The following is a 23,087-nucleotide window of genomic DNA, read 5'->3' on the forward strand; positions in this document are numbered from 1 at the left end:
TTTGTACTTACCGTAATGTTCGAGATATTTCTCGTCGATTCCTGCGGTCTTTGCGATTTCGGAAATCGGCTGCATTTCAGTCTCCTGCGCAATTTCGATGTCGGATTTGTAGCCCATAACTCTTCTTCTCCTTTACCTATTGGATTCCGCCTTGGAGTAAAAAAGGCACCATTTGAGATAGTTCAAATGATGCCCAGACGGTCGGCTTTTTTACGATCTTGACCCACTGTGGTACTCCACATTTCTCCGTCAGGTATCAAAATCGTTTTGATGGGATCATATTATCATATTCCAAACACTTTGTCAAGAATATATCATATGCGTCACAATATCATCCGGAACCGACTAAAAAGCGACGAACGTCTAAAAAAAAGTTAAAAAATCGGGCAAAAAACAAAAGATAACAAACCCTGTTTTATTTCGTCGTATCCGCCGCCTCCCGGCAAATCTTCTGCCAGTCAGAATCGCTGACCTCGCCCTTCGTGTACAGGCTGTAAGCAGAATCCCCGGTCTTCCAGGCCGCCAGGCGGACTCCATTTTCCGCTGACTGAATCGTAATCTCGATTTTTTCATCGTCGTATTCCGCTTCAATCTTTTCGGAATCCGCTTTCCACTCTTCCTCCACGCCGGGATCAACGCTTCCCGCCGCGCCGCGGAACTGATACTCACAGTCTTTCCAGATGAACCGGATCTCAGCGGTATTTTCCCCCACAATGTAGTAGGTAACGTCATCGCTGTTGTCCGGCTCTGCTATCCGCACGCCAAGGGCAGACAGCCCCTCGCGGTTCTCCACCTGCTTTCTCGGGTTTGCGCCTCCGGCTTCGGTGATCGCAATCAGCTCTTCCACTAGTTTTTGAATGGCTTCCTCCTCGACTTCCGAGGACGTATATAAAGAATAGGTGGATGTCTCATCTGCCCATAGCGCCAGGCGTCCGCCGCTTGCCGTCGTCCGGATCTGCGCAGTTGTGTCCGCTCCGGATACACTCAGCGTCTCCCCCTGGAAATTCTCGTAGACGCCGGAGATATCCTCGCTGCCCGCTGCGCCGCGGAAGCTGTAGTGGGCTCCGTTCAGGATAAAATTCACCTCGGCAACGGTATCCGCGATGATATAGTATTCCACATTTTCCGCCCCTTCTGGCACTCCCAGGGCAGCTTTCAGCGCCGCAAAGTCATCCAGCCCCTGGACCTGCTGCATCGGATTCACCACTGCGACCGTGGTAGCCGCCGTCGGCGCCTCGGTTGCGGCCTGCGCCGGCGCCTGCGAAAACTGAACCGTCTCCCCGTCGCTGGCTCCGCTCTGGCAGCCGGAGAAAGCCAAAGCCGCCGCCAGCACGCCTGCCAATAGAATCTGGTTTTTTTTCATGCTCGTTCCTCCCAAAGTATTCGTTGTCTATTCCCTTATAGTATATCCGTCCGCTTTTGTCAAGCCGGTTTCCGTATTTATCTGCGAAAGGAAGCTTCCTTATAATAAGGAAGCTTCGCAAAAAAGGGCGGCCCGCCAAAAGAGCTGCGGAACCGGCCCAGGATCCCATAGCTTTTGGTTTCCATAAACAGCTTATTGGATTTTCTCCATACCGCCCATATAAGGACGCAATGCTTCCGGGATGTTCACGGTTCCGTCGGCATTCAGATTATTCTCCAGGAAAGCGATCAGCATCCGGGGCGGAGCGACCACCGTGTTGTTCAGCGTGTGAGCCAGGTATTTCTTTCCATCCGCTCCGGCTACGCGGATCTTCAGGCGGCGCGCCTGGGCGTCGCCCAGATTGGAGCAGCTTCCAACCTCAAAATACTTTTTCTGACGGGGAGACCAGGCTTCCACGTCCACGGATTTCACTTTCAGGTCGGCCAGATCGCCGGAGCAGCACTCCAGGGTCCGAACCGGAATATCCAGGGAACGGAACAGATCCACCGTGTTCTGCCACAGCTTGTCAAACCACATCTTGCTCTCCTCCGGCTTGCAGATTACGATCATCTCCTGTTTTTCAAACTGGTGGATCCGGTAGACGCCGCGCTCTTCAATGCCATGAGCCCCTTTCTCCTTCCGGAAACAGGGCGAGTAGCTGGTCAGAGTGTACGGAAGGTTTTCTTCCGGGTTTACGGTATCAATAAATTTTCCGATCATGGAGTGCTCGCTGGTCCCGATCAGATACAAATCCTCACCTTCAATTTTGTACATCATGGCGTCCATCTCGTCAAAGCTCATGACGCCGGTTACCACGTCGCTGCGGATCATAAAAGGCGGCACGCAGTAGGTGAAGCCGCGGCCAATCATGAAATCTCTGGCATAGGAGATCACCGCCGAATGGAGCCTTGCAATATCTCCCATCAGATAATAGAACCCGTTCCCGGCCACCTTTCTGGCACTGTCTAAGTCAAGCCCCTGGAACCGCTCCATGATCTCCGCGTGATAGGGAATCTCAAAATCCGGCACAACCGGTTCGCCGAAGCGCTTCACCTCGACGTTCTCGCTGTCGTCCCGGCCGATCGGCACCGAAGGATCAATGATATTCGGGATCGTCATCATGATCTTCCTGATCTTCTCTTCCACTTCCTTTTCCCGCTGGGTCAGCTCGTCTACCCGACCGGCGTTGGCGGCAACCTGTACCTTCACCGCCTCAGCTTCCTCCCGTTTTCCCTGACCCATCAGGGCTCCGATCTGCTTAGAAAGCTTATTGCGGTCCGCGCGAAGGGCTTCCACTTCCTTCTTTATGTCCCGGTTCTCCTGATCCAGGGCAATGACTTCGTCCACCAGCGGCAGCTTCCGGTCTTGGAATTTATTCCGGATATTCTGCTTCACCGCCTCCGGGTTCTCCCGTAAAAATTTGATGTCTAACATAACGAACCTCCTCATTCTATTTCATTGTAATAAAAATCGATCCTTGCGTGCGCTTCCATAGCGGAGCGTTTTTCATTTCCTATAAAATGAAAAAGAGTTCTCCCCCCATATGGGACGGAGAACTCCGCGTTGCCACCCAAGTTGCCGGTAACCGGCCACCTCACATGCGCTGTACGGGGCGCTCCCCTCCGGCTTTTCGCCGGCTGCTCGGAAAAGTGGAACAAGACGTCTCGCCGCCGGTTCGCACCAACCACCGGTTCTCTGAACGGCTCTCCCGTCTCTTAGCTTTCCTCAAACGCATTTTCAATATCATTACCGTATTACCGGCCATTTTGTCCAAATATGGAATAAATTATACCTCCTGGACGAGAAAAAAACAAGTCCTAAAACAGGGAGACCACAACACATGCTTTTATATTTTTGATGGGAAATCCGCAGGCAGATGCTTCGAATAGTCCCTTAACGGGAACGCCTCTTACGTTTTTTTGGACCCCATAGGCAAACAGCGCAAGCGCAAGCAGGTCAAAAAGTGCAAGCACCGTATCTTTTAAATAGTACCCTTGCCAAAATAAGACGATCGTAAGGACAATAAAACAGGTGAGAAGACTTACGTTGATCCCAATATAAAGAATTTGCTTCTTGTTATTCAACCGTTCTCCCAATATTGTTTCTATGATTCCACCGAAATATTCCATAAGAAATTCCATCTAATCCCCCTCTCATCATAGACGGCAAAATATTTTAAAAAACGCCGAAAACCTTTCTCTCAAAAGTTTCGGCGTAATCTTTCGTGTTCCCGAGGTGATTCGAACACCCGACCTACCGCTTAGGAGTATGGCTTACCATGTGATACACGGTTCGGATGTAACTTCCAATATCATCCCTTACGCAGAATGACTTGTAGTAAACGAACTTTATGGTGCAAAACACCTATTCTGACGCAGTTTTATGTGTCCGTTGGGTGGTCCTATTAGCAAATTCTTAGCAAGAGGACACCCCGCCAAAGCCGATTGCTACTGCCATTCTTCACTCCCTTAGTCAAAATGACAAGGCAAATACATGGAGGTTACTATGGACAAGAAAGAGAAAAAGTCACTGCCGGAACCGCGCACATACACCGTGGAACAGATTGCAGCCATGCTCAACATTGGCCGCACAACCGCATATCAGCTCGTCAAGCAGGAGGAGTTCAGGATCGTCCGCATAGGCAATGCGATCCGCGTTTCAAAGAAATCTTTTGACGAGTGGCTGGAAAGTTTGGAATTGTGAATATCGCAAGAAACGCCGTAGGCTCAAAAACCTATGGCGTTTTTTTATACCCATTTTGAAGGAGGCTGGCAATGAAACTGACAGAAGCAGAAATGAGGATGGTGTTTCAGATTGAAAGTACCAATCAGAACGCTGCCCTGAATGAGATTTACATGACATGGCGCTATGCGCCGAACCAGGCAGTAAAAGAAACGGCGGAAAGCCTTCTGGACAAGCTCCGCCCACTGTCGGATCAGGAGTGTATGGATTTGATCCGCAAGGTGCAGGCCGAATACCGTCTGCCGGAGAAAGCCCGCACCATCGGGGAAATGCTGGCAGAGGCCAGACAGCAATCCGGGGCGCAGAAGTTATCCGGCCATGACATTATGGCTTTGGAGCGTTTCGACCCGGCGACCAGACACATGATCGTCTTTGATGTTCTTACCCATGACTCGCCTGTTGGCTGGAAGGGTGAGAAAATGCGCCTGTTCCTGACCGACACCGGATACAGCAAGGCTTTGGAAAATCAGGAAAAGGGGCATATCAAAATCCGTAACCATGCGAAGGTGCTTTCCGGCGATCTCCACTATGACCATAAAGACCGTGAGAGGTAGCCGCCCCCCAAATGTATCAAAATCAGTTGGATATCTTCTGTTTCTTCCTCCGTGGCTTGCGTTCTGAACAGGACGTGGATGTTTTCCCATGCGGGAGGCTATGAAGGCGTACAGACAGATAAACCGCTCAAAATCAACACTTTTTATTTTCACAGGAAGGAGGTGCGAAGATGGCTGTTTTTCGTATTGAAAAGACCCGTGATTATACGGTCATGTCGAACCATCACTTAAAAGATCGGACGCTGACCCTGAAATCCAAGGGGCTGCTGTCCATGATGTTGTCGCTCCCTGACGAGTGGAATTACACCACCAGAGGTCTTGCGGCGATCTGCCGGGAAGGTGTGGACAGCATCGGTGCGGCATTGAAGGAGTTGGAAACCCACGGGTATATCCGGCGCACCCAGCTTCGGGATGAAAAAGGCAAGATCACGGATACCGAGTATGTCATTTACGAAATGCCTCAGTGCGAGCCGCCGTCAAGCCCAGGTACGCCTTTACCGGGTACGGCAAAGCCATATACGGAAAACCCGGATATGGGTATCCCGGATACGGCGGAACCGTGTACGGAAAACCCCGCACAATTAAATACTAATCAAACAAAGACTGATTTATCAAGTACGGAACTATCAAATCCTATCCCATCAAATCCCCCTACCTCCGCAGGGGTAAGGATGGGAACGGATCGGATGGGAGCCAGAGAATGTTATCGTGAAGTGATTTTGGATAACATCGAGTACAGCTATCTGGTGCAGGACAGCCATATCGACCGTGAGCAGCTTGACGAGATCGTTGACCTGATCGTGGACACCGTATGTTCTGCCCGCAAAGTCATCCGCATTGCCGGAGACGATTATCCAGCAGAGGTGGTAAAGTCCCGGTTTATGAAGCTGGACAGTTCCCATGTTCAGTATGTTATGGACTGCATGAAGGACAACACCACCTATGTCCGCAATATCAAGAAATACCTTCTGGCGGCACTGTATAACGCCCCGACCACCATCAACAGCTACTATTCTTCCCTGGTGCAGCACGATATGTACGGGGACGGGCAAAGGGGGCGAGGCTAAATGCAGGAGGAAGTAACGCGGGGCGCCGTAACGCTCATTGTTGACGGAGCCAAGCTAAGTGAGCAGGTCTTTGAAAAGGCCGTCAAAAAGTTCCTGGAGGAAATCCAGAAAAGCCAGAAACCCAAAATCTACCGCGGCAGGCAGAGTCTTAAACAACTTGCCAGCCAGAACGCCGGTCTTGCCAATATCGAGATCAGTGACAAGAATATCAAGGCCTTCTCCCGTGTGGCGAAGAAATACCATGTGGATTTTGCCTTGAAGAAGGACACCACTGCAGAGCAGCCCCGTTACCTGGTCTTTTTCAAAAGCCGGGATGCGGACGCCATCACAGCGGCATTTCAGGAGTTTGCCAGCCGGAAAATGAGCCGTGAGGAAAAGCCCTCCATCCGGGAGCGGCTGACCCAGGCGAAGGAACAGGCGGCGGAGAAAACGGAACACCGCACCATTGACCGGGAAAAAGTAAAGGTCAAAGATCGGAGCGTGCAGAGATGAATATGAAAAAATTGTTTTTGCTGAACCTTCCGTATCTTCTGTTCGTGTATCCCTTCGATAAGCTGGCACAGGCTTTCCGGCTTGCGCCCGGCGCTGACCTCTCCGGCAAGCTGCTCTCCATCGGAGACGGCTTCACGGCAGCATTTTCCTCCCCGTGGCTCAGTTTCCAGCCAACGGACCTTCTGATCGGCATAGCCGGTGCGGTGGTCCTTCGCATGGCGGTCTACCTGAAAGGCAAAAACGCCAAGAAATACCGCCACGGAATCGAGTATGGTTCTGCCCGCTGGGGTACGGCGGCAGATATCGCTCCCTACATGGATAAGGACTTTTTCCAGAACATCCCTATGACGCAGACGGAGCGGATTACGATGGCGAGCCGTCCAAAGCAGCCGAAGTATGCCAGAAACAAAAACATTCTGGTGATCGGCGGTTCCGGCAGCGGCAAGACGCGGTTCTTCTGCAAGCCATCTCTGCTGCAAGCCCATTCGTCCTATGTCTGCACCGATCCGAAAGGGACCTTGCTGCCGGAGATCGGCACTTTCCTGGAACGGAAGAAATACCGTATCAAATGCCTCAACCTGATAAACTTCCGAAAATCCATGAAATACAATCCGCTGGCTTATATCCGATCAGAGAAAGATATCTTAAAGCTGGTGAACGCCCTGATTATGAACACGAAGGGCGAAGGCGAAAAATCTTCGGAAGATTTCTGGGTCAAAGCAGAACGCCTCTATTATTCCGCACTGATCGGCTACATCTGGTATGAGGCCACGGAGGAAGAAAAGAACTTCATCACACTTCTGGACCTTATCAATGCCAGTGAAGCCAGAGAGGATGACGAAACTTATCAAAGCCCGGTGGACCTGCTCTTTTCTCAGTTGGAGGAACGGGAGCCGGACCACTTTGCCGTCAAGCAGTACCGCAAATTCAAGATGGCGGCGGGTGTTGTATGCTCTAAAAGACTTCTTAATCAAGCGGTTGGGAAGTCTCTTAGAACACACAACCTAAAACCGAAGAAAGGAGCGCAAGTTATGAGAAAAAACGAGAAAATCACTGCTCTGTATGAACGATTGAGCCGTGATGACTTTGGCAAAGATGATGACCAGCAGCGTGAGAGCAATTCCATTTCCAATCAAAAGGCTATGTTGGAGGAGTTCGCCGCACGGCAGGGGTTTACGAACATTGTCCATTTCACGGACGATGGCATTAGTGGTACTTGCTTTGACCGTCCCGGATTTTTGGCAATGATGAAAGAAGTGGAAGCCGGGAATGTGGAGTACCTGTGTATCAAGGACATGAGCCGCATGGGTCGTGACTATCTGAAAGTCGGTCAGATTATGGAAATCCTGCGTCAGCGTGGCGTGCGCCTTATCGCCATCAATGACGGCGTGGACAGCGCCAGAGGGGACGATGATTTTACCCCTTTCCGCAACATTATGAACGAATACTACGCCAGAGACACCAGCCGTAAAATCCGTTCCACTTTTCAATTCAAAGGCAAGTCCGGCAAGCACCTCACAGGCACGGTTATTTACGGCTATCTCTGGAACGAAGCCAGAGACCAATGGTTGGTTGACCCCGAAGCCGCCGAAGTGGTAAAGCGTATCTTTTCCATGACGATTGACGGCTACGGTCCGTATCAGATCGCCAGCAAGCTGAAAGAAGAAAAAATCCTCATTCCGTCCGCTTACCTTGCCCGGCACGGCGAGGGTGTGAATAAAAACAAGACTTTCAAAGATGTGTACGGCTGGGGTTCTTCCACCATCTGCAACATTCTTGAAAAGCGTGAATATCTGGGACACACCATCAACTTCAAGACCCGAAAGCACTTCAAGGACAAGAAAAGCCATTATGTCCCGGAGGACGAATGGACGATTTTCGAGAATACCCATGAAGCTATCATTGACCAGCAGACCTTTGACCTTGTGCAGAAAATCCGTGGGAATGTCAGACGCTACCCGGACGGCTGGGGCGAAGCAGCTCCCCTCACAGGCTTGCTTTATTGTGCCGATTGCGGCGGCAAGATGTATGTCCACCGCACCAACAACGGCAAGCGCATTTCTCAATACACCTGCTCACAGTACACCAAAGTTCCTTGCGGAACGCTCTGCAAGACCCAGCACCGTATCAATGAAGATGTGGTACTGTCCCTTGTCTCGGAAATGCTCAAAGCCATTGCCGAGTATGCGAAGCATGACCGAGCCGAGTTTGTCCGTGTGGTGCAGGAAGCGCAGTCCAGCCAGCAGACCACAGAGGTCAGGAAACAGCGGACACGCCTTGCCACAGCAAAGCAGAGAGTTTCCGAGCTGGAAGTCCTGCTCTGCAAAATCTATGAGGACAACATTTTAGGAAAGCTGTCCGACAGCAGATACGCCACTCTGGACGCTCAATACGCAAAGGAGCAAGCCGAGCTTACCGCTGAAATCTCTGCTCTGGAAAAGGCTGTCAAGAGCTATGAAACGCACGAAAAGGACGCTGACCGTTTTATCGCTCTGATTGATAAATATGAGAACTTCGACAAGCTGACCATTGCCATGCTCAACGAGTTTATCGAGAAAATCCTTGTGCATGAGCGTGACCGCAAAGGCAGTATACAGACCACACAGGAGGTCGAGATTTACTTCAATTTTGTTGGGCGATTCGTTCCCCCGGCGTTTGGAGAAGTGGAGCTGACCCCGGAAGAATTAGAGGAAATCCGCAAGCGTGAGGAACGCAAGGACAGGCTTCATCAGAACTACTTGAAGCGGAAAGCCAGCGGAGCGCAGAAGCGATACGAGGACAAAATCAAGGGGAGAAAAAAGGCAGAAATCGAAGCCAAGAAAGCCGCCATTCGTGCGGAGGACATTGCAAAGGGAGTGTTCGTCCCTGTCAGCAGTTTACCGCAGAGAGAGCCGATGAAAGGAGTGCAATCAGCATGAATATCACTTACACACAGAACGGAGATTATCTTATCCCGAACATCGTTATCCGCAAGACAAAGCCCCTCGGACACCACGGCAGACTTCGCAAAGCATATTTGGAAATGCGCCGCCCGATACTGTTCAATGAGCTGGTGCTATCCGACAAGCTCTTTGAGCATTGCGCCGAGATTGACGAAGCGGCACGAAACCGCATGGAGCTGATCGTGCGGTCACTGGCAAAGCAGTACGGCGTGACCGAACAGCTGAAAGCCGAAAACCAAATGGAATGGGTGCGGCAGATGAACGCTTGCAAGGCACAGGCAGATGAGATTGTGAAAGCGGAATTGATTTATGATTGAGTGAGAAAGTCCGGGCAGAAAACCGTCCGGACTTTTCTCATACAGTCCAAAGTTGCGGTAGAATTGTTCACAAGTTTTATGGTATAATTTGAATACGAAATTGAGAAACAAATCGGAATTTGAGGAGATAGAATAGTGAGAACATATGTGAATAAAGACGAACTTAAAAACGAGATAAATAAAAGCTTTGCAAAGTATATATCAGAATTTAATGATATTCCAGAATCCTTAAAAGATGAGAGAATTGATGAGGTTGATCGAACTCCTGCAGAAAATCTTGCTTATCAGGTTGGATGGACAGCGCTCATTCTTAAATGGGAAGCAGACGAAAGAAAGGGTATTCAGGTCAAAACTCCCTCTGATAACTTTAAGTGGAATCAGCTTGGTGAATTATATCAGTGGTTCACAGATACATATGCGCACCTGTCACTGCAAGAGTTGAAAGATATGTTGAATGAGAATATCAATTCTATTTATGCAATGATTGATTCGCTAAGTGAGGAAGAATTATTCAAACCACATATGAGAAAATGGGCTGACGAGGCAACTAAAACAGCTGTCTGGGAAGTATACAAATTCATACATGTTAACACAGTTGCTCCATTCGGAACCTTTAGAACTAAGATTAGAAAATGGAAAAAGATAGCACTATAACTTCAAGTTTGTCGAGAAGTTAAGCCGGAGCAAATCCCTTTAGGAACTAAAGGGCGCACTTCTATACTCTCTGTCGAGAGTAGTGCGTCCTGCGGAGCTTCATTCTCCGTCAGCAGAAGAAAACTGCATGACCGAGAATGTTGCGTCACTTCGTTCCGTCAAGGTGGCTACACCCCCTTGCGCCGCTAAAGCGGCTATCCCCTGTGGACTTGCCGTCCGCAAACGGTTTTGACAAACCGTTCGCCGCCAGCAAGTTTGAAAATCAAGAATCTTAATTTGATAAAGGAGTGTGATTCTATGAAAAAGAAATTACCCATAATCCTCTTGGGTGTTATTTTGGCTTGTGTGTTGGTTTTCGGTTTCCTTTATGCAAACAATGACATTGGTAAAACCGCAAACAGTTTAGAAGCAGACATTCGCCAATCTCAAAAAATTTTGGATGATTGGATTGTTGATGGAAGCATTTCCGACACAATGGCTGCATTTATTTCTTACCCACAGGACAAGACAGACCACACTTTTTCTGTCTATGTAAATCGCCCTGGCTTGTCTTTTGGATATTTCTTCCGTGGTGGTGGAGATATAGTTGAGGTTGATGATTACATTGCAGAGTTTGTTGTTGAGGGAAATAACGAAAGGGCATTTATCTCAATGAATACCCAAAATATTGTTCGACTTGAAGTAGATGATGGCAACGGCATTCAGGTGATTGATATTGATAGTGGCAAGCCTTTCGCCATTGTCCTGCCCCTCAATGTAGGAAACATCTGTTTCTATGATACGAATGGAAATGTTGTGGAATATCTTCGCCAACAACTTTGACCAACTTCAATTTACCGAACTGAACACAACAACTGAATACCGAAAAACTGACCGTTGACTGGTCGCACTATGCGAAAAGTTGACGGTCTTTTTTTATCCCCAAAATCAAAAAAGGAGGTCAATCCCAATGGCAAAACCGAAAACCCTTGAACAGCTCCGAGCCGAAAAGGAACGAGCCGAGACGCAGCTTGCACAGGAACAGCACAAACTTGAGCGTCTGGAGAACCGAAAGAAGTATCTTGAGAAAGGCGAACGCACCAAGCGCACCCACCGCCTTTGCAATCTGGGCGGCACGGTTGAGAGCCTTGCCCCGGAGATCAAAGATCTCACACGCACCGAAATGACAGAGCTGATGGAACACATCTTTTCTCTGTCCGAAGTCCAGCGAGCCGTCCGTCACATGGCGATTACCCACATCAGCCAAGCAAACAGAGAAAAGGAGTTGAAAGCCGATGGCACTATTTCATCTGAGCGTCACGCAGACTAAGCGAAGCGCAGGACAGTCCGCTATCGCTTCTGCTGCCTACCGAGCCGGGGAGCGATTGTATAGCGAGTATTACGGCGAATACAGCGACTACACCCGCAAGGGCGGCGTGATCTGCTCTGACATTCTCCTGCCGTCCCATGCACCGCCCGAATACGCAGACCGCCAGACCCTATGGAACGCCGTGGAAAAAGCCGAGCGTGGAAAGAACGCCCAGCTTGCATACAGCTTTGACATTGCCTTGCAGAATGAATTTTCCCTTGAGGAAAACATCGCTCTTGCAAGGCAATTTTTGTTGGAGAACTTTGTGAGCCGTGGCATGGTGGTTGACTTCGCCGTACACCAGCCAGACCGGGAGGACGGCGGCATACCAAACCCGCATTTTCATGTGCTTTGCCCCATCCGCCCCATCGAGCAGAACGGCAAATGGGGACTAAAGCAACGCCGGGTGTATGAGCTGGACGAGGACGGCAACCGTATCCGAGACGCAGACGGAAAGTTTGTGTTCAACGCCGTTCCCACTACCGACTGGGGCAGTCCAGAAACGCTGGAACATTGGCGGCAGACATGGGCGGAACTATGCAACGCCAAGTTTGCGGAGAAAGGGCTTGATGTTCGTATCGACCACCGAAGCTATGAGCGTCAGGGCGTGGAGCTTCTTCCCACCGTCCATGAGGGCGCAACCGTCCGGGCAATGGAGAAGAAAGGCATACGCACCGAGAAAGGCGAGTTCAACCGCTGGATCAGAGCAACCAATGCCGTTATCCGGGACATCAAGAAGAAAATCGCTCTCCTGTTTGATTGGATTGCCGAAGCGAAAGCGGAGCTTGCCAAGCCGCAGGCACCCAACCTTGTTTCTCTGCTGAACGCCTACTACACCCAGCGCAAAGCCGGGGCTTATTCCCAGAAAGGCAAAATCAGCAACCTAAAGGAGATGAACGAGACTTTCAATTATCTCCGGGCAAACGGCATTTACAACCTTGAAGATTTGGAAAGCCGTGTCAATGAACACAGCTCCACCACAGAGAGCTTGAAGAAAACGCTGGACGGGCAGACCGCACGAATGAAAGAAATCAAGCAGCTCTATGACAGCTCCGCTGCTTTCCAGAACTTGAAGCCTGTCTATGACGGCTTGCAGAAAATCAAGTTTGAGAAGCCCAGAGCCAAGTACAAGGCAGAGCATGAAGCGGAACTGATACAGTTCTACGCCGCCAGACGAAAGCTGACCGGGGAGTTCCCGGACGGCAAGGTGGATATGAAAAAGCTGTCCGACGAGTATGACGAGCTGGAACAGGCGCACGAAACCACCTATGGCGAGTTTAAGGCTGTCAGAGACGATTTACACCGCCTTTGGAAGGTCAAGTCATGCGTAGATACTGCCGCCCGATTTAACGAGCGTACAGAGGAACAAAAGCTCCAAAATCGACCCCAAACACGACAGAAAAAGGAGGAACTATCCCGATGAATTACACCCAAGCACAGATTGACCGGGCAAACGCCGTCAGTCTGGAAGATTTTCTCCGCACACAGGGAGAGACACTTATCAAAAGCGGACGGGAATACCGTTGGAAAGAACATGACAGCCTGACCGTCCGGGGAAACAAGTGGTTTCGCCACAGCCAGAGCAAGGGCGGCTATCCCATTGATTTCGTCATGGAGTTTTACGGCAAGTCCTTTCCCGAAGCTGTTCAGATGTTGACAGGCGAAAACGGCGAGGGACAGACCGAAGCCACCACAGCACCGCCCACAGCGTTCCACTTGCCCTTGCACAACCGAACAGCCGACAGAGCAATTCAATATCTTTGCGAAAGCCGAGGTCTCAACAAAACGCTTGTTGAGACTTTTCTTCTTTCCGGGGATATTTACGAGGACGCAAAGCGGCACAATGTTGTGTTTGTCGGCAGAGACCGAAGCGGTACGCCGAGATACGCCCATGTGCGAGGAACGGCAGACCCATTCAGACAGGACATTGCCGGGTCTGACAAGTCCTATCCGTTCCGCTATGAGGGAAACGGCAATCAGCTCTTTGTCTTTGAAGCACCGATAGACCTTTTGTCCTTTATCTGCCTTTACCCGCAGGACTGGAAAAATCGAAGCTATCTTGCCCTGGGCGGCGTTTCGGGCAAAGCCCTTGACCGTTTCCTTTCTGAACGCAAGGACACCCGAAAAGTGTTCCTCTGCCTTGACAGCGACACCGCAGGAAGCGATGCCTGTACCCGACTGGCACAGTCCATTCCCGGCGAGATCGCCGTCATTCGCCTTGTCCCGGCAAGGAAAGACTGGAACGTTGTTCTCCGTCAGCAAGGGGACATTCCCAGCCGCAAATTCATAGCCGAGACAATCACGCTGCGAGAGCTGCCCACCGCCCAGCCTGTCCCCATGCTCCGCATGGCAGATGTGGAGCTTACGAGCGTGGATTGGTTATGGTTTCCGTATATTCCCTTTGGAAAGCTGACCATCATACAGGGCAACCCCGGCGAGGGCAAGACCTACTTTGCCATGCGTCTTGCGGCGGCTTGCACCAACCGAAAGCCTTTGCCCGGTATGGAGACAATTGAGCCTTTCAATATCATCTACCAGACCGCAGAGGACGGTCTGGGCGATACCGTCAAGCCCCGGCTGATGGAAGCGGAAGCAGACCTTGAAAGAGTGCTTGTCATTGACGATAGGGACACACCGCTGACCCTTGCCGATGAGCGCATAGCAAGGGCAATCCGTGAGAACAACGCAAGGCTTGTTATCATTGACCCGGTACAGGCGTTTCTGGGCGCAGATGTGGACATGAACAGAGCAAACGAGGTGCGCCCGATATTCCGCAGTTTGGGAGACATTGCACAGGCTACCGGGTGCGCTATCGTGCTGATCGGACACCTGAACAAAGCCGCAGGAACGCAAAGCACCTATCGGGGATTAGGGTCTATCGACATCACGGCGGCAGTCCGCAGTCTGCTCTTTATTGGCAAGCTGAAGGACAGTCCGACAACGAGGGTGCTTATCCATGAGAAAAGCTCCCTTGCGCCGCCCGGACAGTCCCTTGCCTTTTCTCTGGGAGATGAGAAAGGTTTTGAGTGGATAGGGGCTTATGACATTACCGCTGACGAGCTTCTTGCCGGGACAGACACCGCCAAGACCGAGAGCAAGACCGCACAGGCGCAAATGCTCATTCTGGAACTGCTTGCGGACGGAAAGCGTATGCCGAGCGCAGAGTTGGAAAAGGCAGTCAATGAGCATGGGATTTCTTCACGCACCATGAGAACGGCAAAGAGCCGTATCGGGGACAGACTTGTGACCGAGAAAGACAGCACAGCATGGGTCTGCTATCTCCGAAACTGACAACAGGAACACGGCAAGCGTGGCAAAGACGGCAAGGTTTTTATAGATACCTTAATGTTGCCGCCTTGCCTTGTTCCATCATACCGACACCGCCCGATGATGAACAGTCACCGGGCATTTTTCATTTACAGGAGGATTTTGAATGAACAATACCGCAACTAACACCGCCACTTGCCCGACTGTCAGAAAGCAGATCGGCAAGACAACCTATATCGTCCGTGTCCATTTCAGCCAGACCGCAAAAGAGACGATGGAGGACAAAATCAAGCGTCTGCTCCGTGAGGAAGTCCGCAAAATGTGACTTCTTTGTGAATTTGATGAAAAAGTCCTTGACTTTTCGTCTCTGGCAAGACCTTAAAATCCATCCTCATTTCCTGCGGTGCCCGGCTTGCTCCCTTCGATATCAAGGAGCTGCGGGACCTGATGGAATATGACGAACTGGAACTGGATACCCTGGGCGACCAAAAGACAGCGCTGTTTGTGATCCTGTCAGATACGGACAGCACTTTCAATTTCGTGGCCGCCCTCATGTATAGTCAGCTTTTCAATCTGCTCTGCGACAAGGCGGATGACTACTACGGCGGACGGCTGCCCGTTCATGTCCGTCTGATCCTGGACGAGTTTGCCAACATCGGCCAGATACCGAACTTCGATAAGCTGATTGCCACCATCCGAAGCCGTGAGATATCGGCTTCTATTATTTTGCAGTCGCAGAGCCAGTTAAAAACCATCTACAAGGACGCGGCAGATACCATCGTCGGTAACTGTGACAGCACCTTGTTTTTGGGAGGCAAGGAGAAATCCACGCTCAAGGAAATTTCGGAGTTGCTGGGGAAAGAGACCATTGATCTCTATAACCAGTCCGAAAACCGGGGCAGCCAGGTTTCCCACGGCCTCAGTTATCAGAAATTAGGAAAGGAGTTGATGACCCAGGACGAATTGGCAGTGATGGACGGCGGCAAGTGTATCTTCATGCTGCGGGGCGTGCGCCCGTTCCTTTCGGACAAGTACGACCTCACCCAGCACCCGAATTACAGATACACGGCCGACGCCGACCCTAAAAATGTCTTTGACATGGAACGGTACATGAAGAAGCAGCGTGCCGTGGTAAAACCCACGGACACCTTCGATGTGTACGAGATTGACGCAACTACTTAAACCCAAATCAAAAACATTTTTTAGGAGGATTATTTTATGGCATTTTTCAACAGTGCAGTTGGTGTTTTGCAGACTCTCGTAGTGGCCCTGGGCGCAGGTCTTGGTATCTGGGGCGTTATCAACCTTCTGGAAGGTTATGGCCAGGACAACCCTGCTTCCAAAAGCCAGGGTATGAAACAGTTGATGGCTGGCGGCGGTGTCGCCCTCATCGGCATCACCCTTGTACCTCTGCTCTCCGGCCTGTTCGGTTGATCGTCCGGCGGTGATCGCTTATGGGCGGCATACTCGACAAACTCGATGAATGGCTCCGAGGGCTGCTCATCGAGGGGATCACGGGAAACCTGTCGGGCATGTTCGATACGGTCAATACCAAAGTAGGCGAGATCGCCGGTGAAGTGGGACAGACGCCGCTGGCATGGAACAGCGGCGTCTTTTCTATGATCCGAAACCTCTCTGAAACGGTGATCGTTCCAATCGCCGGGGTTATCCTGACATTCGTAATGTGTTATGAGCTGATCCAGCTTGTGACAGAGAAAAATAACCTGCACGATGTAGACACCTGGATGTTCTTCAAGTGGATTTTCAAAACATTCTGTGCCGTTCTCATTGTGACGAACACATGGAATATCGTCATGGGTATCTTCGATGTCGGGCAAAGCGTTGTGAACAGCAGCGCAGGCGTCATCATCGGGAATACCTCCATTGATATCAGCAGCGTCATCACGGATATGGAGGCGCAGCTTGAAGCTCTGGGCACAGGAGAACTGTTCGGACTGTGGTTCCAGTCCCTTTTCGTAGGGCTTACCATGAACGCCCTTTCCATCTGTATCATGCTTGTTATCTACGGTCGCATGATCGAGGTGTATTTGACCACTTCCGTTGGACCGATCCCACTTGCCACCATGACGAACCGGGATTGGAGCCATACGGGGCAGAACTACTTGAAATCCCTGTTTGCATTGGCGTTCCAGGCATTTCTTATCATGGTGTGCGTGGGAATCTACTCTGTTTTGGTACAGAGTATCGCCACGGACGGAAATATCTCAGGCGCGATATGGGCCTGCATGGGCTACACGGTCCTGCTGTGCTTCGCCCTGTTCAAGACCGGCAGCCTCTCTAAGAGCCTGTTCGGAGCGCATTAAGGAGGCTTGATAAATTGGCGTATGTAACCATTCCAAAGGATTTGACGAAAGTAAAATCCAAAGTGCTGTTTGGGCTTACCAAACGGCAGCTTATATGTTTCGGAGCGGCGGCACTCATCGGAGTACCGCTTTTCTTTTTGCTCAGACGCACGGCCAGCAACAGCGCCGCCGCGTTCTGCATGATTATCGTCATGCTCCCGTTCTTTCTGCTTGCCATGTATGAGCGGCACGGCCAACCCCTGGAAGTGGTGGCCGGACAGGTCATCCGCTGTATGTTCCTGCGGACGAAAGAACGGCCTTACCAGACAAACAATTTCTACGCAGCCCTGGAGCGGCAGGCCCAGGCGGAAAAGGAGGTGAAAGCCATTGTTCAGAAAGCGAAAGCCAGAGCCGCAGGCACGGCAGGCGGCAAAACCCACGGTAAAGCTAACCGCCGCGGAAAAGCGTGAGATCAGCCGTATCCTGGAAACCGCCAGAGGCGACGGCAGGGTACATTCCGCACAGGATACCTTACCGTTCCGCCAGATGTATCCGGACGGTCTGTGCAAGCTGGACGACCACACCTGGTCGAAGTGTATCGAGTTCGAGGATGTGAATTATCAGCTTGCAAAGCCTGACGACCAGACGGCGATTTTTGAAGCTCTCTGCGATATGTATAACGCCCATGACGCTTCTATCGGGATGCAGCTTTCCCTTGTGAGCCGCCGCATGAACCGGGAGGATTTTGTAAAGCGTATCGAGATCGCGGCGCAGGGAGATCATTTCGACCATATCCGTGAGCTTTACACACAAATGCTCCGCAAGCAGCTTGAACGGGGCAACAACGGTCTTATCAAAACAAAGTACCTGACACTCACCATCGAGGCACGGGACAGCAAAACCGCACGGGCACGATTTTCTCGGATCGTCATGGATGCCCTCAACCATTTCAAGGTCATGGGTGCTCTGGCAAAAGAGCTTGGCGGCAAGGAGTGGCTGGAAATGCTCCACGGCATCCTGCACCCGGATGGGGAACGGTTTGCCTTTGAATGGAGCTGGCTTGCCCCTTCCGGCCTGTCGGTTCAGGATTTTATCGCACCATCTTCCTTCCGCTTCGGTGAAGCACGGAAGTTCACGATGGCGGATAAATTCTGTGCCGTGTCCTTTCTGCAGATCAGCGCACCGGAAATGGATGACCGTATGCTTACCGAGCTGCTGGATACGGACAGCAGGCTGCTTGTCAGCCTCCATATCCACAGTATGGATCAGAACGAGGCGATCAAAACGGTCAAGCGGAAGATCACCGACATTGACAGTATGAAGATCGATGCACAGAAAAAGGCAGTGCGGGAAGGTTTCGATATGGATATCATCCCCACCGATCTTGCCACCTACGCAGGCGAGGCAAAGAACATCCTCCGTGACCTGCAAAGCAGAAATGAGCGAATGTTCCTAATGACCTTCCTGGTGGTGAACTTTGCAGACAGCAGGCAAAAGCTGGAGAATGACCTTCTCCGTGCGGCAAGCGTGGCACAGAAATATAACTGCTCCCTGGTGCGGCTGGACTTCCAGCAAGAGGACGGCTTCGTGTCGGCTCTGCCCCTGGGTGTCAACCGCATTAAGATACAGCGCGGGCTTACCACTTCGGCGGTGGCGGTGTTCGTTCCCTTCACCACACAGGAGATTTTCCACGGTGGCGAAGCTCTCTACTACGGGCTCAATGCCACTTCCGGCAACATGATCCTTGCCGACCGCAAAAAGCTGAAAACACCCAACGGCATGATCTTAGGTACGCCCGGCAGCGGCAAGAGCTTTTCCGCAAAGCGTTCCATCGTTGGGGTATTCCTGAACACAAAGGACGATATCCTGATCTGCGATCCGGAGGCGGAATACTTTCCGCTGGTGAATCGTCTGGAAGGACAGGTCATCAAAATCTCTCCAACCAGTACGCAGTATGTGAACCCTATGGATATCAATCTCAATTACAGCGAAGATGATAACCCGCTGGCGTTGAAATCTGACTTTATCCTGTCGTTCTGTGAACTGGCGGCAGGCGGCCGGAACGGTCTGGAGCCGGTGGAAAAGACGGTCATTGACCGTGCCGTGCGGATCGTGTACCGCCCCTATATCGCAGACCCACGCCCGGAGAATATGCCGCTGCTGGAAGATTTGTATGACGAGATCAAACGGCAGCCGGAGCCGGAGGCACAGCGGATTGCGGCGGCACTGGAACTGTATGTGCATGGCAGCCTGAATGTTTTTAACCACCGTACCAACGTGGATATCAACAACCGCATTGTCTGCTTCGATATCAAGGAGCTGGGAAAGCAGCTCAAAAGCCTGGGTATGCTGGTGATCCAGGACCAGGTATGGAACCGTGTTTCCCAGAACCGGGATCAGGGCAAATCTACCTGGTATTTCGTGGACGAGTTCCACCTTCTGCTGCGCGGCGAGGTTGGTTCCTGGAGCGTGGAGATTTGGAAACGCTTTCGTAAATGGGGCGGTATTCCCACGGGGATCACGCAGAACATCAAGGACTTGCTTTCCTCCCCGGAAATCGAGAATATCTTTGAAAACAGCGATTTTGTGTACCTTCTGAACCAGGCCAGCGGAGACAGGAAAATCCTCTGCGAGCGCCTGAATATCTCCAACCAGCAGGCGGCGCATATCAGCAACGCAGGCCCCGGCGAGGGGCTGATCTTCTTCGGTAATGTGATCCTTCCTTTTGTGGATGACTTCCCGAAGGACAATGAACTTTACAGCATTATGACGACAAAACTTGGTGAAACCGGGAAAGGAGAAAACGAACATGAATGATCCCCGCTATTTGCATACAGAAGAAAAACAGGAGGGCGAAACCTTCTTTGATGTGATGAACCGGCTGATTGCCAGAAGCAAGGCGGTCACGGCGGATATGGAGGCGGTCCTTGCGGAGCTGGAAAGTGAGATCGAACCGTTCCGTGCGCCGAAGGACCATGAATAAACTGAACCATGTGAGCCTGTTTTCCGGCATTGGCGGTCTGGACCTGGCGGCGGAGGCTGCCGGGTTTGAAACCGTCTGCCAGTGTGAGTGGGCGGATTTTCCGCACTCCGTCCTCTCCGCACGATGGCCGGATGTTCCCAGGTTCCGGGATATTACTACTTTTACGAAGGAGGCGTTTTTTGAAAAAACAGGACTTGAAACAGTTACCGTTATCTCAGGCGGCTTTCCCTGTCAGCCCTTCTCCACCGCCGGAAAACGGAAGGGCTTTGCGGATGAACGCTACCTGTGGCCGGAAATGTGCCGCGTTATTACCGAGCTGCGGCCCCGTTGGGTGCTTGGGGAAAATGTTGCTGGCTTCATCAATATGGGGCTCGACAAAACGATCTTTGACCTGGCAAAAGCGGGATACGCTGTTCTCCCATTCGTATTTCCGGCTTGCGGCGTCGGCGCATGGCATGAGCGCCAGCGAACTTTTATCGTCGCGGCTGATGTTTCCCACACCCCTTGCCTCCGACAACAACACCGCCAGGGACGCGGCAAGCCTGGATGTGTTCCTGTCGGACAATGGGATATTCCGCAAGAGGAACCGAAACGGGGCGATTTGGAGCCTGAGCCTGTCGGCGGCGGTATTCTATCTGACCCCGGTGGCGTCGGACGGTTTCCGTTCGACCTTGAAGCCATCAGCCTTCGATCCGGCGAAGAAGGACGGGAACCTGTCGGCGCAGATCATCTCCCAGGAGCGGCCGGTGTCCGAAACAGCGGCACTGAACCCGGATTGGGTGGAATGGCTCATGGGCTTCCCGAAAGGATGGACGGACGTATCCTCTGGACCGCCGAACCGGAAGGAATCCCCCGCATGACCGAGCGCATGGATGACAGGGCACTGCGGCTGAAAACATTGGGAAATGCGGTCTGCCCGCCCCAGGCATATCCCATTTTCCGCTATATCGCCATGATCGAGAATGGCACCTGCGGTGACTTCTGCCCCTATGGAAAGGAAGGTGACTGCCTATGAGGGAACTGAAAGCGACCGATAAGATCACGCAGAAAATGACCCGTGACGGTGCGGTATCGGAAAACCTTGCCACGGGCGAGGTGGAACATATCAGCAGCCGGGAGCCGGAAACGGAGCTGTCCGCTTCTTCGGAAGAATCCGCTGGTGCTGCGGCTGACCTTGCCCTGCGTGCGGCGGAACACCATGAAAAGAAACGCGCACGAAAGGCGGAAAAGGCTGATACCCAGGCGGTGCGGGATGGTTCTGCCGCAAGGCAGCGCCCGTCCTCCCGCCTGCAATTTATCGAGGAAGAACGTGCCGATCCCGCACTTGGAAAGTACATCGACCGTTCCGACCGTGCGGCGGACAGGCTGGACGCGGCAAAGGCCGCTATCCCCACAAAGAAAGTTCTCCGTACCGAGCATGTTTTTGACGAAGCAGCCGGAAAAGGCAAGATGCAGCTTCACTTTGAAGAAGTGGAGAAACGCCCCAATGGACGCCTGCGGCACAATCCGCTTTCCCGGCCGGTCCATGAGATCGTCCATGCCGCCCATGCGAAGGTGCATGAGGTGGAACAGGAAAATGTGGGTGTTGAGGCTGGACACAAGGGCGAGGTGCTGACGGAACGCGGGCTTGCCTACGGAAAAGGCAAAGTCCGTGCCGCCGTTCACCATCACCGCACAAAGCTCTGGCGTGACGCGGCGAAGGCAGAGCAGGCTTCTTTTAAGGCAAACGCCGACTACCTTTACCAAAAGGCACTGCATGATGATCCTGCATTGGCGGCTTCTAACCCGGTATCCCGCTTTCTGCAGAAACAGCGGATCAAGCGGAACTATGCAAAGGAACTGCGACAGACAGAGAAAACCGCAAAGAACACAGCGGCCACGGCGAAAAGTGCGGCGCAGAAAGCAAAGGACGCATTCAAGGAAACATTCCTCTACATCAAGCACCATAGCCGGGCGGTGCTGCTGGTGATTGGCATTGGCGCCTGTGTTGCCCTGCTGTTTGGCGGGGTATCTTCCTGTTCCATGATGGCGGGCTCCGGCATAGGTAGCGTATTTACTTCCTCTTATCTCTCCGAGGACGCGGATATGCTGGCTGCAGAGGCGGCCTACTGCGAACTGGAGCAGGAACTTCAACACGAGCTGGATCACTATGAGGCTTTGCACTCTGGATATGATGAATACCGTTTTGACCTGGACGAGATCGAGCATGACCCTTATGTGCTGATCTCCATTCTCACGGCGTTCCATGAAGGGGTGTTTACCATCGATGAGGTTCAGGAGGAACTGCAAATGCTCTTTGAAAAGCAGTACATCCTGACGCAGACCGTGGAAGTGGAGGTACGCTATCGGACGGAGACACGGACAGACAGCGAAGGAAATGACTATGACGTGGAAGTACCGTACAACTACTATATCTGCAAGGTGAAGCTGGAAAACTTCGACCTTTCCCATGTGCCGGTCTACATCATGGACGAAGAAACACTTTCCCTGTATGCGGTCTATATGGCAACGCTGGGAAACCGGGAAGATTTGTTCCCAGGCTCCGGCTATGTAGACAAGTACACCAAACCGCCCACCACCTATGATATTCCGCCTTCCGCACTGGAAGATGAAACCTTTGCAGCGCTCATTACCGAGGCGGAGAAGTACATCGGCTATCCCTATGTCTGGGGCGGCAGCAATCCGAACACTTCTTTTGATTGCTCTGGCTTCGTGTCCTGGGTGCTGACGCAAAGCGGCGTCTGCAATACGGGCAGGCTGGGAGCCCAGGGGCTCTACAATATTTCCACCCCGGTATCCTCTGCCAACGCAAGACCCGGCGACCTGATCTTTTTCGTCGGAACTTACGATACACCGGGCGTTTCCCATGTGGGTATCTATGTGGGCGGTGGAAAAATGCTGCACTGCGGCGACCCCATCCAGTATGCAGATATTAACACAAGCTACTGGCAATCCCACTTTTACGCTTTCGGGCGACCGCCCTACAACTAAAAAACGATATGGAGGTAATTTGATT

At 51.8% G+C, this 23,087-nt stretch carries 23 protein-coding genes, 1 pseudogene and 1 riboswitch; of the genes and pseudogenes, 20 read left to right on the plus strand and 4 right to left on the minus strand.

Annotation, left to right across the window (positions count from 1 at the left end; translation table 11 throughout):
* The 4 genes from MUB23_RS13755 to MUB23_RS13770 form a co-directional block, all read right to left on the minus strand.
* The coding region (locus tag MUB23_RS13755) for a formate--tetrahydrofolate ligase (protein WP_244801283.1) at positions 1-117 on the minus strand (117 nt) is incomplete at its 3' end.
* A 67-nt stretch (positions 118-184) separates the two neighbouring features.
* A riboswitch (ZMP/ZTP riboswitch) is annotated at positions 185-268 on the minus strand.
* 147 nt (positions 269-415) lie between these two features.
* Positions 416-1,363: a hypothetical protein gene (locus MUB23_RS13760; protein ID WP_244801198.1), complete on the minus strand. Its 948-nt coding sequence runs from the start codon at positions 1,361-1,363 to the stop codon at positions 416-418.
* Between the two features lie 192 nt (positions 1,364-1,555).
* Positions 1,556-2,836: a serine--tRNA ligase gene (serS, locus tag MUB23_RS13765; protein ID WP_244801199.1), complete on the minus strand. Its 1,281-nt coding sequence runs from the start codon at positions 2,834-2,836 to the stop codon at positions 1,556-1,558.
* Positions 2,837-3,219: 383 nt separating this feature from the next.
* Positions 3,220-3,543, minus strand: coding sequence for a hypothetical protein (locus MUB23_RS13770; RefSeq protein WP_244801200.1), 324 nt, complete (start codon positions 3,541-3,543; stop codon positions 3,220-3,222).
* Between the two features lie 364 nt (positions 3,544-3,907).
* Between MUB23_RS13770 and MUB23_RS13775 the strand changes: the two genes are divergently transcribed.
* The 20 genes and pseudogenes from MUB23_RS13775 to MUB23_RS13870 all read left to right on the plus strand — a co-directional run bounded on the left by MUB23_RS13775 (position 3,908) and on the right by MUB23_RS13870 (position 23,062).
* The gene (locus MUB23_RS13775; protein ID WP_114000934.1) at positions 3,908-4,105 is read left to right on the plus strand and encodes a helix-turn-helix domain-containing protein; all 198 of its coding nucleotides are present in this window, start codon (positions 3,908-3,910) and stop codon (positions 4,103-4,105) included.
* A gap of 71 nt (positions 4,106-4,176) precedes the next feature.
* Positions 4,177-4,698 carry a DUF5720 family protein gene (locus tag MUB23_RS20025; protein WP_173735537.1) on the plus strand — a complete coding sequence of 174 codons (522 nt, stop codon included), beginning with the start codon at positions 4,177-4,179 and terminating at the stop codon, positions 4,696-4,698.
* Between the two features lie 170 nt (positions 4,699-4,868).
* A complete protein-coding gene (locus MUB23_RS13785) occupies positions 4,869-5,765 on the plus strand; it encodes a DUF6017 domain-containing protein (protein WP_244801201.1) in 897 nt (298 codons plus the stop codon).
* On the plus strand, positions 5,766-6,257 hold the full coding sequence (locus MUB23_RS13790; RefSeq protein ID WP_117485853.1) for a PcfB family protein: 492 nt from the start codon (positions 5,766-5,768) through the stop codon (positions 6,255-6,257).
* On the plus strand, positions 6,254-9,175 hold the full coding sequence (locus MUB23_RS13795) for a DUF4368 domain-containing protein (protein WP_244801202.1): 2,922 nt from the start codon (positions 6,254-6,256) through the stop codon (positions 9,173-9,175). The genes MUB23_RS13790 and MUB23_RS13795 overlap by 4 nt, the downstream gene beginning before the upstream one ends.
* Positions 9,172-9,516 carry a TnpV protein gene (locus tag MUB23_RS13800; protein WP_117553333.1) on the plus strand — a complete coding sequence of 115 codons (345 nt, stop codon included), beginning with the start codon at positions 9,172-9,174 and terminating at the stop codon, positions 9,514-9,516. Before MUB23_RS13795 ends, MUB23_RS13800 begins: the two co-directional genes overlap by 4 nt.
* 135 nt (positions 9,517-9,651) lie before the next feature.
* Complete coding sequence (locus MUB23_RS13805; protein WP_117485977.1) at positions 9,652-10,170, plus strand: ClbS/DfsB family four-helix bundle protein; 519 nt, start codon at positions 9,652-9,654, stop codon at positions 10,168-10,170.
* Between the two features lie 297 nt (positions 10,171-10,467).
* Entirely contained in the window at positions 10,468-10,992 is a 525-nt protein-coding gene (locus MUB23_RS13810) for a hypothetical protein (protein WP_015516227.1), read from the plus strand.
* 127 nt (positions 10,993-11,119) lie between these two features.
* Complete coding sequence (locus MUB23_RS13815) at positions 11,120-11,479, plus strand: DUF3847 domain-containing protein (RefSeq protein ID WP_118106548.1); 360 nt, start codon at positions 11,120-11,122, stop codon at positions 11,477-11,479.
* Complete coding sequence (gene mobQ / locus MUB23_RS13820) at positions 11,445-12,941, plus strand: MobQ family relaxase (RefSeq protein WP_118106549.1); 1,497 nt, start codon at positions 11,445-11,447, stop codon at positions 12,939-12,941. The genes MUB23_RS13815 and mobQ overlap by 35 nt, the downstream gene beginning before the upstream one ends.
* Positions 12,938-14,809: an AAA family ATPase gene (locus MUB23_RS13825; RefSeq protein ID WP_118106550.1), complete on the plus strand. Its 1,872-nt coding sequence runs from the start codon at positions 12,938-12,940 to the stop codon at positions 14,807-14,809. The genes mobQ and MUB23_RS13825 overlap by 4 nt, the downstream gene beginning before the upstream one ends.
* A gap of 142 nt (positions 14,810-14,951) precedes the next feature.
* Positions 14,952-15,110 (plus strand): transposon-encoded TnpW family protein, encoded by a 159-nt coding sequence (locus MUB23_RS13830; RefSeq protein WP_006428300.1) that lies wholly within the window; start codon positions 14,952-14,954, stop codon positions 15,108-15,110.
* A 41-nt stretch (positions 15,111-15,151) separates the two neighbouring features.
* Positions 15,152-15,967, plus strand: a pseudogene (locus MUB23_RS13835) (VirD4-like conjugal transfer protein, CD1115 family); the annotation flags it as partial.
* Between the two features lie 36 nt (positions 15,968-16,003).
* A complete protein-coding gene (locus MUB23_RS13840) occupies positions 16,004-16,219 on the plus strand; it encodes a Maff2 family mobile element protein (RefSeq protein WP_071143480.1) in 216 nt (71 codons plus the stop codon).
* Positions 16,220-16,239: 20 nt separating this feature from the next.
* Entirely contained in the window at positions 16,240-17,109 is an 870-nt protein-coding gene (locus MUB23_RS13845; protein WP_021739912.1) for a VirB6/TrbL-like conjugal transfer protein, CD1112 family, read from the plus strand.
* A gap of 14 nt (positions 17,110-17,123) precedes the next feature.
* The gene (locus MUB23_RS13850; RefSeq protein WP_244801203.1) at positions 17,124-17,558 is read left to right on the plus strand and encodes a PrgI family protein; all 435 of its coding nucleotides are present in this window, start codon (positions 17,124-17,126) and stop codon (positions 17,556-17,558) included.
* Entirely contained in the window at positions 17,476-19,905 is a 2,430-nt protein-coding gene (locus MUB23_RS13855; protein ID WP_442874116.1) for a VirB4-like conjugal transfer ATPase, CD1110 family, read from the plus strand. The genes MUB23_RS13850 and MUB23_RS13855 overlap by 83 nt, the downstream gene beginning before the upstream one ends.
* Complete coding sequence (locus MUB23_RS13860; RefSeq protein WP_021739915.1) at positions 19,898-20,071, plus strand: hypothetical protein; 174 nt, start codon at positions 19,898-19,900, stop codon at positions 20,069-20,071. Before MUB23_RS13855 ends, MUB23_RS13860 begins: the two co-directional genes overlap by 8 nt.
* The gene (locus MUB23_RS20030; protein WP_244801204.1) at positions 20,064-21,086 is read left to right on the plus strand and encodes a DNA cytosine methyltransferase; all 1,023 of its coding nucleotides are present in this window, start codon (positions 20,064-20,066) and stop codon (positions 21,084-21,086) included. Before MUB23_RS13860 ends, MUB23_RS20030 begins: the two co-directional genes overlap by 8 nt.
* Complete coding sequence (locus MUB23_RS13870) at positions 21,083-23,062, plus strand: C40 family peptidase (RefSeq protein WP_244801205.1); 1,980 nt, start codon at positions 21,083-21,085, stop codon at positions 23,060-23,062. The genes MUB23_RS20030 and MUB23_RS13870 overlap by 4 nt, the downstream gene beginning before the upstream one ends.
* Positions 23,063-23,087 lie beyond the last annotated feature (25 nt).

The organism is Cuneatibacter sp. NSJ-177, assembly GCF_022867805.1.
Taxonomy (GTDB): Bacteria; Bacillota; Clostridia; order Lachnospirales; family Lachnospiraceae; genus Pseudolachnospira.

Excerpts from the sequence above, each read along its gene's own strand:
- serS (WP_244801199.1), bottom strand. The coding sequence starts at position 2,836 with ATGTTAGACATCAAATTTTTACGGGAGAACCCGGAGGCGGTGAAGCAG.
- MUB23_RS13770 (WP_244801200.1), bottom strand. The coding sequence starts at position 3,543 with ATGGAATTTCTTATGGAATATTTCGGTGGAATCATAGAAACAATATTG.
- MUB23_RS13830 (WP_006428300.1), top strand. The coding sequence starts at position 14,952 with ATGAACAATACCGCAACTAACACCGCCACTTGCCCGACTGTCAGAAAG.
- MUB23_RS13825 (WP_118106550.1), top strand. The coding sequence starts at position 12,938 with ATGAATTACACCCAAGCACAGATTGACCGGGCAAACGCCGTCAGTCTG.
- MUB23_RS13860 (WP_021739915.1), top strand. The coding sequence starts at position 19,898 with ATGAATGATCCCCGCTATTTGCATACAGAAGAAAAACAGGAGGGCGAA.
- MUB23_RS13800 (WP_117553333.1), top strand. The coding sequence starts at position 9,172 with ATGAATATCACTTACACACAGAACGGAGATTATCTTATCCCGAACATC.
- MUB23_RS13785 (WP_244801201.1), top strand. The coding sequence starts at position 4,869 with ATGGCTGTTTTTCGTATTGAAAAGACCCGTGATTATACGGTCATGTCG.
- mobQ (WP_118106549.1), top strand. The coding sequence starts at position 11,445 with ATGGCACTATTTCATCTGAGCGTCACGCAGACTAAGCGAAGCGCAGGA.
- MUB23_RS13775 (WP_114000934.1), top strand. The coding sequence starts at position 3,908 with ATGGACAAGAAAGAGAAAAAGTCACTGCCGGAACCGCGCACATACACC.
- MUB23_RS13870 (WP_244801205.1), top strand. The coding sequence starts at position 21,083 with ATGAGGGAACTGAAAGCGACCGATAAGATCACGCAGAAAATGACCCGT.
- MUB23_RS13840 (WP_071143480.1), top strand. The coding sequence starts at position 16,004 with ATGGCATTTTTCAACAGTGCAGTTGGTGTTTTGCAGACTCTCGTAGTG.
- MUB23_RS13815 (WP_118106548.1), top strand. The coding sequence starts at position 11,120 with ATGGCAAAACCGAAAACCCTTGAACAGCTCCGAGCCGAAAAGGAACGA.
- MUB23_RS13810 (WP_015516227.1), top strand. The coding sequence starts at position 10,468 with ATGAAAAAGAAATTACCCATAATCCTCTTGGGTGTTATTTTGGCTTGT.
- MUB23_RS20030 (WP_244801204.1), top strand. The coding sequence starts at position 20,064 with ATGAATAAACTGAACCATGTGAGCCTGTTTTCCGGCATTGGCGGTCTG.
- MUB23_RS13790 (WP_117485853.1), top strand. The coding sequence starts at position 5,766 with ATGCAGGAGGAAGTAACGCGGGGCGCCGTAACGCTCATTGTTGACGGA.
- MUB23_RS13795 (WP_244801202.1), top strand. The coding sequence starts at position 6,254 with ATGAATATGAAAAAATTGTTTTTGCTGAACCTTCCGTATCTTCTGTTC.
- MUB23_RS13845 (WP_021739912.1), top strand. The coding sequence starts at position 16,240 with ATGGGCGGCATACTCGACAAACTCGATGAATGGCTCCGAGGGCTGCTC.
- MUB23_RS13760 (WP_244801198.1), bottom strand. The coding sequence starts at position 1,363 with ATGAAAAAAAACCAGATTCTATTGGCAGGCGTGCTGGCGGCGGCTTTG.
- MUB23_RS20025 (WP_173735537.1), top strand. The coding sequence starts at position 4,177 with ATGAAACTGACAGAAGCAGAAATGAGGATGGTGTTTCAGATTGAAAGT.